This window comes from Natronomonas sp. (genome assembly GCF_047616845.1).
In the GTDB taxonomy this organism is placed as follows: Archaea; Halobacteriota; Halobacteria; order Halobacteriales; family Haloarculaceae; genus Natronomonas.
Genome location: NZ_JBLGBY010000004.1, coordinates 62,715 through 75,624 on the forward strand (window position 1 = coordinate 62,715; position 12,910 = coordinate 75,624).

18 protein-coding genes are annotated in these 12,910 nt (G+C 63.2%); 12 read left to right on the forward strand and 6 right to left on the reverse strand.

Annotation, left to right across the window (positions count from 1 at the left end; translation table 11 throughout):
• The first annotated feature begins 122 nt into the window (after window positions 1–122).
• Window positions 123–317, forward strand: coding sequence for a hypothetical protein (locus tag ACI8UR_RS01765; RefSeq protein ID WP_411715698.1), 195 nt, complete (start codon window positions 123–125; stop codon window positions 315–317).
• A 6-nt stretch (window positions 318–323) separates the two neighbouring features.
• Here the strand turns inward: ACI8UR_RS01765 and ACI8UR_RS01770 are convergent, their stop codons facing one another.
• Complete coding sequence (locus ACI8UR_RS01770; RefSeq protein WP_411715699.1) at window positions 324–1,466, reverse strand: ABC transporter ATP-binding protein; 1,143 nt, start codon at window positions 1,464–1,466, stop codon at window positions 324–326.
• A 431-nt stretch (window positions 1,467–1,897) separates the two neighbouring features.
• Here ACI8UR_RS01770 and ACI8UR_RS01775 point away from each other — a divergent pair, with 431 nt between their 5' ends.
• The 5 genes from ACI8UR_RS01775 to ACI8UR_RS01795 are packed head-to-tail and all read left to right on the forward strand — an operon-like array spanning window position 1,898 to window position 6,045.
• Window positions 1,898–2,641 (forward strand): beta-ketoacyl-ACP reductase, encoded by a 744-nt coding sequence (locus ACI8UR_RS01775; RefSeq protein WP_411715700.1) that lies wholly within the window; start codon window positions 1,898–1,900, stop codon window positions 2,639–2,641.
• A gap of 1 nt (window position 2,642) precedes the next feature.
• Entirely contained in the window at window positions 2,643–4,199 is a 1,557-nt protein-coding gene (locus ACI8UR_RS01780; RefSeq protein WP_411715701.1) for an acyl-CoA carboxylase subunit beta, read from the forward strand.
• 2 nt (window positions 4,200–4,201) lie between these two features.
• Window positions 4,202–4,504: an acc operon protein gene (locus ACI8UR_RS01785; protein WP_411715702.1), complete on the forward strand. Its 303-nt coding sequence runs from the start codon at window positions 4,202–4,204 to the stop codon at window positions 4,502–4,504.
• A 30-nt stretch (window positions 4,505–4,534) separates the two neighbouring features.
• Window positions 4,535–5,689 carry a thiolase C-terminal domain-containing protein gene (locus tag ACI8UR_RS01790; RefSeq protein WP_411715703.1) on the forward strand — a complete coding sequence of 385 codons (1,155 nt, stop codon included), beginning with the start codon at window positions 4,535–4,537 and terminating at the stop codon, window positions 5,687–5,689.
• Complete coding sequence (locus ACI8UR_RS01795; RefSeq protein WP_411715704.1) at window positions 5,686–6,045, forward strand: OB-fold domain-containing protein; 360 nt, start codon at window positions 5,686–5,688, stop codon at window positions 6,043–6,045. Before ACI8UR_RS01790 ends, ACI8UR_RS01795 begins: the two co-directional genes overlap by 4 nt.
• 6 nt (window positions 6,046–6,051) lie before the next feature.
• Here ACI8UR_RS01795 and ACI8UR_RS01800 read toward each other — a convergent pair whose 3' ends face one another.
• A complete protein-coding gene (locus tag ACI8UR_RS01800; RefSeq protein WP_411715705.1) occupies window positions 6,052–6,660 on the reverse strand; it encodes a hypothetical protein in 609 nt (202 codons plus the stop codon).
• Window positions 6,661–6,766: 106 nt separating this feature from the next.
• Here ACI8UR_RS01800 and ACI8UR_RS01805 point away from each other — a divergent pair, with 106 nt between their 5' ends.
• On the forward strand, window positions 6,767–6,907 hold the full coding sequence (locus ACI8UR_RS01805; protein ID WP_411715706.1) for a hypothetical protein: 141 nt from the start codon (window positions 6,767–6,769) through the stop codon (window positions 6,905–6,907).
• A gap of 35 nt (window positions 6,908–6,942) precedes the next feature.
• On the opposite strand, the gene dpsA is transcribed toward ACI8UR_RS01805, so the two are convergent.
• Entirely contained in the window at window positions 6,943–7,488 is a 546-nt protein-coding gene (gene dpsA / locus ACI8UR_RS01810) for a DNA starvation/stationary phase protection protein DpsA (RefSeq protein ID WP_411715707.1), read from the reverse strand.
• A 338-nt stretch (window positions 7,489–7,826) separates the two neighbouring features.
• On the opposite strand from dpsA, the gene rpl7ae reads away from it, so the two are divergent.
• The 5 genes from rpl7ae (at window position 7,827) to ACI8UR_RS01835 (ending at window position 9,873) form a co-directional block, all read left to right on the forward strand.
• Window positions 7,827–8,189: a 50S ribosomal protein L7Ae gene (gene rpl7ae, locus ACI8UR_RS01815; protein WP_415087492.1), complete on the forward strand. Its 363-nt coding sequence runs from the start codon at window positions 7,827–7,829 to the stop codon at window positions 8,187–8,189.
• A 10-nt stretch (window positions 8,190–8,199) separates the two neighbouring features.
• The gene (locus ACI8UR_RS01820) at window positions 8,200–8,424 is read left to right on the forward strand and encodes a 30S ribosomal protein S28e (protein ID WP_415087493.1); all 225 of its coding nucleotides are present in this window, start codon (window positions 8,200–8,202) and stop codon (window positions 8,422–8,424) included.
• A 2-nt stretch (window positions 8,425–8,426) separates the two neighbouring features.
• Window positions 8,427–8,864 carry a 50S ribosomal protein L24e gene (locus ACI8UR_RS01825; protein ID WP_415087494.1) on the forward strand — a complete coding sequence of 146 codons (438 nt, stop codon included), beginning with the start codon at window positions 8,427–8,429 and terminating at the stop codon, window positions 8,862–8,864.
• Window positions 8,865–9,326, forward strand: coding sequence for a nucleoside-diphosphate kinase (gene ndk / locus ACI8UR_RS01830; RefSeq protein ID WP_415087495.1), 462 nt, complete (start codon window positions 8,865–8,867; stop codon window positions 9,324–9,326).
• Window positions 9,327–9,666: 340 nt separating this feature from the next.
• Window positions 9,667–9,873: a cold-shock protein gene (locus ACI8UR_RS01835; protein ID WP_008418277.1), complete on the forward strand. Its 207-nt coding sequence runs from the start codon at window positions 9,667–9,669 to the stop codon at window positions 9,871–9,873.
• Window positions 9,874–10,274: 401 nt separating this feature from the next.
• Here ACI8UR_RS01835 and ACI8UR_RS01840 read toward each other — a convergent pair whose 3' ends face one another.
• Genes ACI8UR_RS01840 through ACI8UR_RS01850 form a run of 3 tightly spaced genes read right to left on the reverse strand, consistent with a single transcriptional unit; the run spans window position 10,275 to window position 12,907 of the window.
• The gene (locus tag ACI8UR_RS01840; protein WP_411716468.1) at window positions 10,275–11,333 is read right to left on the reverse strand and encodes a methionine synthase; all 1,059 of its coding nucleotides are present in this window, start codon (window positions 11,331–11,333) and stop codon (window positions 10,275–10,277) included.
• Entirely contained in the window at window positions 11,330–12,313 is a 984-nt protein-coding gene (locus ACI8UR_RS01845) for a 5-methyltetrahydropteroyltriglutamate--homocysteine methyltransferase (RefSeq protein WP_411716467.1), read from the reverse strand. Before ACI8UR_RS01845 ends, ACI8UR_RS01840 begins: the two co-directional genes overlap by 4 nt.
• Window positions 12,314–12,352: 39 nt before the next feature.
• Window positions 12,353–12,907, reverse strand: a complete 555-nt coding sequence (locus ACI8UR_RS01850) for a HemK2/MTQ2 family protein methyltransferase (RefSeq protein WP_415087496.1) — start codon at window positions 12,905–12,907, stop codon at window positions 12,353–12,355.
• Window positions 12,908–12,910: the final 3 nt, after the last annotated feature.

Below are 12,910 nucleotides of genomic sequence, written 5' to 3' on the forward strand. Positions count from 1 at the left end.
TTTATTATATATCAGCACATAGGGTTGGGTACGCGATGCCCACGAAACCCGTACGCGTACGCGCCCACTTCTGATTTTCCGGCCAGCATCGCCTGTCGACCGCCCCGCGCCCACACAATCCAATGCAGTCACCAGACACCACCGACGCACCACTCGTCCCGCAGATAACCGACCGCCCCGAGGAGCAAACTGATATCGAAGTGACCGACCGTTGCAGTTCGGAACGGCCGTTCGAGCGGCCACCCCAAACCGACTACGCCACTGAGTATACACAGGCAGAAGAGGAGATCGAGCCGTTCGTCGCCGACCTTCGCTGAGAATTCTTAGCGGCCACCGTCAGCCATTTTCCGCTCGCCGCGAGGGAACCACGCCAGGTCGTGGTCAGCGTCCAAGCTGACGAACACCGAATCACCGAGTCGAATCTCGTCGGCGTGGTTGTGCATACAGCCGACGACATCGCCGGTGTCGAGCTCGACCCGATAGAGGACGGTCGGGCCGAGATACCGCCGATGGACGACCTTCCCGTTTGCCTCTGCGGGCTCTGCGGTATGGGCACGCACGTCGTCGGGCCGAACCATCAGGTCGATTTCGGAGCCACGGTACTCGTCAGACAGTCCGTTCACGCGTTCGAGCGGAACACAGCCGACGCCGGATTCGACGCAGTCGGCGCCGACGTGGCCGGCGACGAACGACGCGTGGCCAAGAAAGCCCGCGACGAACCGGGAGGTCGGCTGCTGGAAGACCTCCTCCGGGGTGCCGACCTGCTCGATTCGGCCCTCGCTCATCACCGCGACGCGGTCGGAGATGGACATGGCTTCCTCCTGGTCGTGGGTGACAGAGATGGCCGTAACGCCGGTCTTCTTGAGGATTTCGCGTACCTCCTCGCGCATCTCGACGCGGAGGTCGACATCGAGGTTCGAGAACGGCTCGTCGAGCAACAGGAGGCTCGGTTCGGGTGCGAGCGACCGTGCCAACGCGACGCGCTGCTGTTGGCCGCCGGAGAGCTCACCCGGCTGCTTGTCGCCGTGTTCTCGGAGGCCAACGAGTTCGAGCAGCTCCTCGACGCGCGCGTCGCGCTCCTCGTCGGGCCACTCATCGATGCCGAAGGCGATGTTCTCGCGGGCGGAGAGATGCGGGAAGAGCGCAAACTCCTGGAAGACGACCCCGACGTCGCGGTTCTCCGGTGCGACGAACTCCGTCCCGGAGACCGGGTCTTCCTCCAGGTGGACGATGCCGCCGTCCGGGCGTTCGAGGCCGGCGATGAGTCGAAGCGTCGTGGTTTTGCCACAGCCGGAGGGGCCGAGAAGCGTCAGGAGTTCGCCATCGCGAACGGTCAACGAGAGGTCTCGGATTACCGGCGTGTCGCCGAACCGTTTCTCGATACCGTCGAGTTCGAGAACGGTTCGTGCGGCGTCCGAAACGTCGATGTCCGTGGCGACGCTCCCTGAGAGGGTCTCACTGGACACGCGACTCACCTCTTTGCGCTCGTCCCGACGATTCGGCAGTCATTACCCACCCATTGTTTAGGCAAGCCAAAAGTCCTTCCGTTCAGCGTCCGGTGCGATCAGAGATAATACGATGTATAATGAATAGATATATTCGGCTAACAGATTGGGGGAACTCCTGATGATTGAACAACAGTTTACACTGGGCCGCCGATTTTCGACCATGTGTTTTTATATCACGATTCGCGCCAGGCTGCCGACAGGGGACATCTAGGCCGTGTACGTGGACAGAACGTCAGTTCACTCCAGAATAGTATATATAATCAAAAAATATAATAGGGTGGTTTAGGGCAACTGTTATGCGGTTATCTCTGCCGTCTCACGTATGGGTGTCCAGAGGCAGTCCCACACCGGCCGACTGCTATGCGATAGACGCCTGTTTTGACACTACAATGACACTAACTGACCGAACCTGCGTCGTTACCGGCGCATCACGGGGCATCGGGCGTGCGATCGCCGAAGAGCTCGGCGAACACGGCGCGAACGTCGTCGTCAACTACCATACCTCGGAGACGGAAGCGTACGAGGTCGCCGAGACCGTCGAGGAATTCGGCGGCAATGCCATCCCAGTACAGGCGGACGTGGCCGATGAAGACGCCGTCGAGGCGATGGCTGAAGCGACCCGCGAGGCGTTCGGTGGTGCCGATGTCCTCATCAACAACGCTGGGCTGACCATCGACAAGAAGTTCGACAACATGTCTCGGGAGGACTGGGAACAGGTCATAAACGTCAACCTCGGCGGCGTGTTCAACTGTACGAACGCTTTCTTCGACGACATCAAATCGGCCGACGGGGGACGGCTCATCAACATCTCCTCGGTCGTGGGCCAGCAGGGCAACTACGGGCAGGCGAACTACGCGACGACGAAATCCGGCCTGTTCGGGTTCACCCGGACGCTGGCCCTGGAATTGGCCTCCGAAGGATCGACCGCCAACTGTGTCTCTCCTGGCTTCGTCAAAACAGACATGCTCGAATCCGTCCCCGAGCGGGTCCAAGAGAAGATTCTCCAGCGGATTCCGCTCGACCGCTTCGCGACACCCGAGGATGTCGCTGGCATCGTCCGGTTCGTCGCAAGCGAGGACGCGAGCTACATGACCGGCCAGATTATCGCTGTCAACGGCGGCATGGAGTGGTGAGATGAGTCACGAAGAAATCGACGATTCGTTGGCGGAGCTCCGCGCGCGCCGGAAGGCCGCCCGGAAAGGCGGCGGCGAAGACCGAATCGCGGTACAACACGAGAAAGGCAAGAAAACCGCTCGCGAACGAATCGAGTACTTCCTTGACGACGACACGTTCCGTGAGATCGACCCCTTCGTCGAACACCGGTCGACGAATTTCGACCTGGAACAGGAGCGGTACGCGGGCGACGCCGTCGTCACCGGCTACGGTGAGGTCAACGGCCGAAAGGTGTTCGTCTTCGCCCACGATTTCACCGTCCTCGGTGGCTCCGTCGGCGAAGCAGTCGCCGACAAGATTACGAAAGCGATGGATCGGGCTGTCGACACCGGGGTTCCGATAATCGGCCTCAACGACTCGGCCGGCGCGCGCATTCAGGAGGGCGTCGATTCCCTCGTCGGCTTCGCGCGGATGTTCAAACGGAACACCGACGCCTCGGGGCTCGTCCCGCAAATTTCGGCCATCATGGGGCCGTGTGCTGGCGGTGCGACCTACTCGCCCGCACTCACTGACTTCACGTTCATGGTCTCGGGGACGGCCCACGCGTTCATCACCGGCCCGGACGTCATCCGGACGGTCACCGGCGAGCAGGTGTCGATGGCCGAACTCGGAGGCGCGCGGACGCACGCGAACACGTCCGGTGTGGCACACATGGCCTGCGAGGACGAGGAAGCCACGCTCGACAGCATTCGCCGGCTGCTGTCGTATCTCCCGCAGAACAACATGGAAGACCCACCGGCCGTCGAGCCGTGGGACGACCCGGAACGCGACGCCAACCTCGACGACATCGTTCCGGAGGAGCCGAAGAAGCCCTACAACGTGGTTTCCGTCATCGACGAACTCGTCGACGAGGAGTCGTTCTTCGAGGTACACGACGGCTACGCGCGCAACGTCGTCGTCGGCTTCGCGCGGATGCACGGCGCGCCCGTCGGCATCGTCGCGAACCAGCCCCGCGTCAGCGCCGGCACCCTCGACATCGACGCCTCACAGAAGACTGCCCGGTTCGTCCGCACCTGCGATTCGTTCAACGTCCCCATCGTCACGCTGGTGGACGTTCCCGGCTTCATGCCCGGCAAAGACCAGGAGCACAACGGCATCATCAAACACGGCGCGAAACTCATCTACGCGTACGCGGAGGCCACCGTCCCGCTCGCGACGGTCATCACCCGCAAGGCATACGGCGGCGCCTACATCGTCATGGGCTCGAAAGAGCTCGGTGCCGACGTGAACTACGCGTGGCCCGGCGCCGAGATGGCTGTGCTCGGCCCCCGTGGTGCTGTCAACATTCTCTACAGCGACGAACTCGAGGACGCGGAGGCGACCGACCGTCGCCGCGAGGAACTGATGGAGGAGTACCGCGAGGAGTTCGCGAACCCCTACAAGCCGGCGAAGCGCGGCTACATCGACGACGTCATCGAGCCGAAAGACACCCGGCGGCGCCTCATCGACGACCTCGATTTACTCGAGCGCAAGCGCGTCGACTCGCCGCCGAAAGGCCACGGCAACATCCCACTGTAACGGTGCAGGAACTCGACCACATCATCCCGACAGAGGAGATACCGACCATCGAACTGCCGACGGAGACGGGCACGGCACGACTCCAGTTGCCGGCCGATGCGAGTGATGACGAGGTCGCGGCGCTGATTGCGGCCATCTCAGCCAAACTCGGCGAGGAATCGGCCACCGAAGGGCCGGGGGACACTCGCGTGCCCGAATCCAATCGCTGGAAGCTCGCAGGGCGACTCGGCGCGCGCACCCGGTTCGACCTTCCGCGAGAGTGCCGCCAGGGAGGTGAGTGGATGGCGGCCGGGCGGGGCCCCTAGTGCTTTGACCCCACCGCTACATCCGATACCATGTCCGACGTAGCTGTCATCGGTGCTTCGATGACGAAATTCGGCCAGCGTGACGCCTGGATACAGGAACTTCTGGCTGAGGCCGGCGAGCAATGCCTCGACGACGCCGATGTGGCGCCGCACGAACTCGAGCATCTGTACGTCTCGAACATGGCCAGCGGCGAGTTCGAGGGGCAGACGGGTGTGCCGAACGCCCTTGCTCACGACCTCGCAGCCATGCCGGCGTACACCCAACGCGTCGACCAGACGTCTTCGTCCGGTGGAGCCGGCATCTACGCCGCCTGGCAATCCATCGCCAGTGGCGCCTCGGAGATGACGATGCTCGTCGGCGGCGAAAAGATGACCCACCGAACCACCGGCGAAGCGACGGACGTCATCGCGTCGCTGACCCATCCCGTCGAATACAAACAGGGCGTGACGCTGCCCTCCTTCGCCGGCCTCACGGCGCGGCTGTATCTCGACCGCTTCGATGCGCCCCGTGAGAGCCTCGGGAAGGTCGCGGTCAAGAACCACAAGAACGGCGTCCGGAACCCCCACGCACAGTTCCAGAAGGAGGTCGACCTCGAGACGGTGCTAGACTCACCCATCGTCGCCGACCCGCTTCGGCTGTACGACTTCTGTCCCATCACGGACGGCTCGGCGGCCTTGTTGTTCTGTCCCGCCGAGAAGGCAAGTCAGTACACCGACGAGTACGCCGTCATCTCGGGTATCGGCGGCGCGACGGACACCCACGTCGTCCACGAGCGGGCCGACCCGACGACGATGGGCGGCGTCGTGGAGTCGAGCAATCAGGCCTACGAAATGGCCGGCCTCGACCCCGACGACGTCGACGTGGCAGAACTCCACGACATGTTCACCATCCTCGAGTTCCTCCAGATGGAGGGGCTCGGCTTCGCCCCGAAAGGCGAAGCCTGGAAGGAGATGGACAAGGGAACGACCGGAATCGACGGCGACCGCCCGATCAACACCTCGGGCGGCCTGAAATCGAAGGGCCACCCCCTCGGCGCCTCCGGCGTCGCACAGGGGTACGAAATCTACAAACAGGTCGTCGGCGAAGCGGGCGATAGACAGGTCGACGCCGATGTCGGCCTCGCGTGTAACGTGGGTGGCTTCGGAAACTGCGTAACCACCGCCATCATGGAGGGTCGACGATGACGATGGAAGCGTACCGTTACGCGGATGGGTCGATAACGTATCCGGGCCACCCCGTCGGCCCCGACGGCAGCGAGCCGGTCGAGACGGTCGATTTGAGCGACTACACCGCCGAAATCGTGACGTGGACGACCTCACAAGCCACGCCGCCCGGGGTTCGCCAACCGAACCATCTCGCCATCGTCGAGTTCGATGTCGACGGAACGCCCGTGCGTGCTCTCGGTCAGTTGACGAGTGGCGACGTCGAAATCGGCGACGAGGTACAGCCGGTGTACTGCTCGGAGCTCCGAGAACCCGGCGCCGGTATCCGCGAACCCGAGAGCCAGGAGTGGGACGGTTACCGCTTCGAGCCGGTCTGATTCGGGCTACTCGTCCTCGTCCACATCGTCCGAATCTTCGTTCTCGTTCACGTCGCGTTTGATTGATCGGAGTTCCTCGTCGATGTCGATGCTCTCCGCACGGACGCTGATACCGATGGAATTCTCCTGAGTTTCATCCGCGGGCCCGATGTCGCCCTCCGTTGCGGCTGCGAGTCGCTCGTCGACTTCGGCCCGGAGGTCACGCGCCTCGGAGAGCAGGCGTTCGAGTTCGGCGTCGCCCGGCTCACCACCCGCTGCGGCGGCTTGCACCTCTGCGAGTGCTGTATCGAGCTTTTCGAGCGCGGTTCGGCTGGCGGTCGCGATGCGGTTCGGCCGGCCATCGTCGGTCTCCGCGAGTGCCCGCCCGTCCGCGAGCCTGATGGCGCCCGCGAGCAACTCAAGCAGCCGGATGTTCGCCTCCAGAAGCGAGACGAGCGCCGGAATCGTGTACCGTTCGGTGAACCGCAACAGTTCGCCGGGCGTCGGCGGGCGCGGCAGTCCCAGTGGCCCACGCGGCGGCTCTCGGAACTCTGACTGAAGCGCTTCGAGCGCGTCCGTGAGGTCGTCGACGGCAGCCCCCAACTCCCGCTCCGATTCAGGCGTGCGGTCGTCCATACGGTGACTGGGGCCGCTGTGACCAAAACGGTACGCCCGAGCGTTCAACAGCTTTGGTTTAGGTTGACCAAAACCTTTTAGCATTCCCGAGTATGAGGGTTCGGTAATGGCAGCTACTCCCGACGAGGACGAAGCGATGGCGGGACTCCGAATGCACTCGACGTCCCCCGAGAAGACCGTCTTCACCGAACCGGACAACAATGACGGCTGGATAGCGACCGACTTCACCGTCGACGTCGAACGGTAGCGGTTCGTCTCTCCTTCTCTAAAAACAGCGTCGTTTTACCGGGTCGCCGAGTCGAGCACCAGTGTGTCGTCTTCGAGGTAGTGCTCGAAGTGGTGGGCGTGTTCCTCGACGGTTGCGAGGTGTTCACGCAGGAGCTCCTCGGTCGTGTAGTCGCCGAGCTCGTTGGCCAGTGCGATGTGGTCGCGCATCGACTCGATCATCGTTCCCATCGCGTCGATGTTGTTCTGCAGTGAGGTTCGGATGTCGTAGACGTCGTCATCCTCCGGCTCGATGGGGGCGTGTTCCTCGTAGGTCGCGCCGCCGGACAGCGGCACGCCGCCGATGGCCTGTGCGCGCTCGGCGATCTCGTCGGCCGCAACCTCGAGGTCGGCCGTAACTTCACCGAGGTACTCGTGGAGTTCGAGGAACTCCGCACCCTCGACGTTCCAGTGGTGTTTCTTGACCTGATGGTACAGCACGTAGGTCGCTGCGAGGTCGGTGTTCAGCGCGTCGACCAGCTGCTCGGCCTTCTCCGGTTCGATACGGAGTGCGGTTTCCTCGACGCTGCCAGCCTTTCGACGGACGGTTTCCTGGGTGCTCATACGGTTACTAGTACTCGCGCATCGGACTTAAACATTCCCACCTGCCGAAAAGATATTTTGGTTTTCCTAAAATATTGTTTCCCTCGGCGGCTACGTGCCCGTGGCGGTCGGCCATGCCCTGCTTGCCGTTCGCACGGCCGCAGCAGTTCATAAGCGCTTTTATGCGGTGATGCAGTACGTCAGGGTACAGCCTACGCGGGGTTGTGATGCTCCTAGCCGGTCAAGGACAAGCGCGCCCGTTTCCGGGTGCGAGAACCGCGTTCCACCGACTCCGGTCGGAACGGTCAGGTTCGACGGCGGGGGAGCGCGAGCCCACGCGTAGGAGGGATTACAAACCAATGTCAGTGTACGTAGATTTCGACGTGCCGGCTGACCTCGAGGACGACGCCATCGAGGCGCTCGAGGTTGCCCGGGACACCGGCTCAGTAAAGAAGGGAACGAACGAAACGACCAAAGCCGTCGAGCGCGGCAACGCCGAGCTCGTCTTCATCGCCGAGGACGTCAGTCCCGAGGAGGTCGTCATGCACCTCCCCGAGATCGCCGCCGAGAAGGACATCCCGTACGTCTTCGTGGGCGCACAGGACGACATCGGTCACGCCGCCGGCCTCGAGGTCGGCAGCGCCGCCGCGGCCATCGTCGACGCCGGCGAGGCCGAGGGCGACGTCGAAGACATCGCCGAGAAGGTCGAGGAACTCCGGTAGGTGATTGAGTATGAGTGCTGAAGACGAAGAAAGCGGCGCGACCCCTGCCGAAGTAATCGAGATCGTCGGCAAGACCGGCATGCACGGTGAGGCCATGCAGGTCAAATGTCGGATCAAGGAGGGCGAAAACCAGGGCCGCATCATCGCCCGGAACGTCCTCGGTCCGGTTCGCGTCGGCGACGTGTTGCAGCTTCGCGAGACGGCTCGTGAAGCCGACTCCATCGGAGGTCAGTAACCATGCCCCAAACGCGAGAATGTGACTACTGTGGCGCCGACATCGAGCCCGGCTCCGGGACGATGTACGTCGCCACCAACGGTTCCATCACGCACTTCTGCTCCAGCAAGTGCGAGAAGAACGCCGACCTCGGTCGCGAACCGCGCGAACTCGAGTGGACGGAAGAGGGCGGCGCACGCGGCGAAGCCCAAGCGCAGGCCCAGGCCGAAGCGGAAGCAGCGGCCGAAGCCGAGGCTGCGGAACCCGAGACAGAGGAAGAGCCTGAAGCCGAGGAAGCGGCCGAAGCCGAAACCCCTGACCTCGAAGCGGCCGAGGACGCCGCAGATGAGGACGAGGAAGCGGCCGACGCCGAGTCCGAGGCTGAAGACGACGAAGAAGCAGAAGAGGAAGCCGACGCAGAAGACGAGTCCGACGAGGACGAAGAGGAGGTCGAGGCCTGAATGGCTGACACCGAGCGGACGTTCCTCATGGTCAAGCCCGACGGCGTCCAGCGCGGTCTCATCGGCGAGATCGTCTCCCGCTTCGAAGACCGTGGTCTGAAACTCGTCGCTGGCAAGTTCATGCAGATCGACGACGAGCTCGCCCGCGAACACTACGCCGAGCACGTTGACAAGCCGTTCTTCGACGAGCTCAAGGCGTTCATCACTTCCGGCCCCGTCTTCGCGATGGTCTGGGAGGGCCAGGACGCGGTCGCACAGGTGCGCCGCATGATGGGCGAGACCGACCCCGCCGACTCCGACCCCGGCACCATCCGCGGTGACTTCGGGCTCGACCTCGGTCGCAACGTCATCCACGGCTCCGACACCGAACCCGGCTCCGCCGAGCGCGAAATCGGGCTATTCTTCGACGACGAGGAACTTCTCGATTACGAGCGCGCCGACGAGACCTGGCTGTACGAGTAACACCCACTTTTTGCACGCGAACACGGGTCGAGCGCGAAGCGCTCGACACCGGTTCGCGGCAAAAACTTGGGGAAAATATGCGCGCGTGCTCCTTCCGCTCGCTCCGCTCGCGTCAGTCCGCGCGCGCTACGGCGACTCGACGGCTCTGCCGTCTCGCCGCCGGGAACCGCCTCGGGGGACTTCTTCGAAGTCCCCTGAGGCGGATGCTCGTAACAGGGTTTGTTTAACCGGCTTCAGCGAGAATGAGCTACCGTATCTAGCTTGCGAATGTAGTGTGAGGAGTCGTGGTACCGCGACTCTCGGAAGCGTTATCCCCCACAGAACCATACGTTTGGTTGTAATGGCTAACGGAAAGGTTGATTTCTTCAACGACACAGGCGGCTACGGTTTCATTTCGACTGACGACGGCGACCTCGATGACGACGAAGACGTTTTCTTCCACATGGAGGATGTCGGCGGCGAAGACCTCACAGAAGGGACTGAGGTCGAATTCGACATCGAGTCCTCGCCCAAGGGGCCTCGCGCGGCGAACGTCGTCCGACAGTAATACCGAGACATACCTGTCGCTTACAGCGACGGACACCACTCTCGATTTTTCAGACGGTTACGGCCCGGAGCTGGAGCTTTATAGACGCTCTCTTGACCAATTCGTGAACAGCCTGTATCGAACGATCCAATAATCGGAGTCCAGCATCCGCCTCGGGGGCGTCCGAAGGTCGCCCCCGAGGCGGTTCCCGGCGGCGAGACGGCAGAGCCGTCGAGCCGCCGTAGCGCGCGCGGACTGGAGGCGACCCGGAGGGTCGCCGGAAGGAGCACGCGCGCATATTTTCCCCACGTTTTTGCCGCGGGCGGCGGCCGCAGGCCGCCGCCGGATGCCGTGGCGGCGAGCCGCCACGCGTGAGGCGTGTTCGCCAACGGCGAACCGCCGGAGTGTGCAAAAAGTGGGTGTTACGCGACGTCGATTTCCCCGGCGTCGAGCTCGGCCTCGATTTCGCGGGCGGCCTGCACCATGTTCGCCATCTTCTGGTAGGCAACCTTGCGGGGCAGGAGCTTGACACCGCAGTCCGGTGAGACGGTCAGTCGCTCCGGCGGGACGACCTCGAAGCCTTTCTTGATGTTCTCCTTGATCTCCTCGACGGTCTCGACGTCGGTCGTGTGGACGTCGACGACGCCCAAGGCGAGGTCTTTGGTGAACTCGGTCTCTGTGAACACATCCAGTTGGTCGTAGTCGCCGTTGGCGAGTTCGAGGTCGTACTCGTGGACGGGCATGTCCAGGATTTCGGGGTAGATACGCGAGTAATCGCCGTAGCAGACGTGCAGCCCGAGTCGGACGTTCTCCGGGATGTCGTCGGCGATGTGTTCGAGACATTTGCCGACGATGGCGTGGTCGTCCGGCGTCGTCGCGAGTGCGGGCTCGTCGATCTGGATATACCGACAGCCGGCTTCGACGAGGCGGTCGATCTCCTCGTTGACGAGGTCGGCGAGTTCGTAAGCCAGCTCCTCTTCGTCCTCGTAGTGCTCGTTGAACGACCACGACGCGAGCGTGTAGGGCCCCGTGATGGGCACCTTGACAGGGCGGGTCGTCACGCCGGCCGTGAACTCGAACTCGTCGACGAGCCACGGTTCGTCGTACTCGACCTCGTCGGCGACGGAGGGCTTATCGAAGTAGTTGTGCCCCCACACCTTGACGGGGCCGTTGAACTCGTAGCCGTCGATGCGGTGGGCGAAGTATTCGACCATCTCGTTGCGGCGCATCTCGCCGTCGACGACGGCGTCCAGCCCTGCGCGGGCATGCTCTTCGGTGATGAGTCGGGAGGCGTCGTCGAGTGCCTCGTCGAGGTCTTCATCGTCGAAATCATGGCCGTCGTCTTCGGCGAGCTCTTTCGCGCGGTTGAGCCACTTCGGCTTCGGATACGACCCGACGACGGTCGTCATGATGAAATGCTCTGTCGGGTGGTCTTCGGGGCGGAACTGCTCGCGGGTGTCTGTGAGTAGGTTGGCGCTCATTGGGTCACCTCCTCGGCGGCGGCGTTCGAAAGGGCATCGAGTTTCGCCTCGGATTTGTTCACGGGCAGGTAGAATAGCTCGGTGTTCGTCGTCGCGTAGACGGTCTCGAACTCCTGGGCGGGGACGTTCTCCTGTACCCACTCGATGCGCTCGGTGATCTCTTCGGGCGTCTCGACCAAGGTGTTCTGGCCGTCGACGACGCCGAGGCCGATGCTGTCTTTCGTGCCGTACTCCTGAATGTTGTAGATGTTCTGTTCGTGGTCGGCAACGAAGTCGAAGCCGATGGCGTCGACGTCGGCGTCCATCAGATGTGCGTACGGTTTCTCCGGAATCGCACCCCAGTAGGTGTGGGCAACGACGTCGGCGTCGATGGCGTTCGCAACGCGGTCGATGGCCTCGCTCGCACGCTCGTCCTCGCCGTCCTCCGGTGGGTTCTCGACCAGCGACGGTTCGAGCAGGAACAGCGTCTCGACGTCGGGGAGGGCGTCGGCCTCGCCTTCGAGGAACGACGCGACGGCATCGAGGAACGTCTCCTCGTCGCCGTAATGTTCGTCGGTCGCGAGGTCAGCAAGCGAGTAGGGGCCGGGCAGGACGGCCTGATTCACGGCGGGGGCAGCCGACAGTTCATCGGCCACGTCGCCATCGACGGTCAGCTCGCCCTGAACGACCGGCTCTCGGTAGAAGTTGTTGTTGTCGTAGTAGCGGACGATACCGCGGGTGTCGACGTTGTCGTGGACACACAGCGGGTGGGCGATCATGTCATCCCACCGGAGCTGGCCTTCGACGATGCGGTCGAGGCCGGCTTCTTGTTGTCGCTCGACGACCTCGCTTCGCGCGCGGTCGTACGCGTCGACGATCGCTCCGGATTCGTCGCCGGAGATCAGGTCATCCTTCTGGTGGCCCTTCAGATCCGACAGTTCGTCTTTCGCCCAGTCGGGCAACGGGAAGAGCCCGGGTGTCGTGGCGATTACCTCTGTCATTACTAGCGGTACGCAATGACGGCGTTTAATATTTCCTACTCAGGAATTTCCGTGAGTTATTTCCAGGACGACGAGTCGCTCGAACGGGAACGATTCTTCGGCGATTTCGCGGGTGTTCAGGCCGGCGTCTGCGGCCAGTTCCGACACGGCTTCGATGTCGGTCAGCGTCGACACCAGCAGATACACGCGACCGCTGGGACGAAGCACTCGCCCCACGTCGTCCAGAAACGGCCGGATGACACGGCGGCCGGATTCGCCGCCGGAGAGGGCGTGTTCCAGTGGGTCGTCCCACTCCTGTTCGGGCGGCGTCGGGAGATACGGCGGATTGAACAGCACGACATCGATGCTGTCGGCCGCGAAGGGGTCGACGAGGTTCGACCGCACCGCCTCGATGCCCTCTTCGCGGGCGGCTGCGCAGGCCTCTGGGTTGATATCGCAGCCGATGACCTCGGCGCCCGTCTCTGCCGCGACGCGTGCGGCGACGTAGCCCGACCCGACGCCGACCTCTAGGACACGCTCGCCGGTGTCGATGCGGTCGATAACCGACTCGGCGAGCAACCGGGAGTCCTCGGCCGGCTCGTACACCGTCGGCATCTC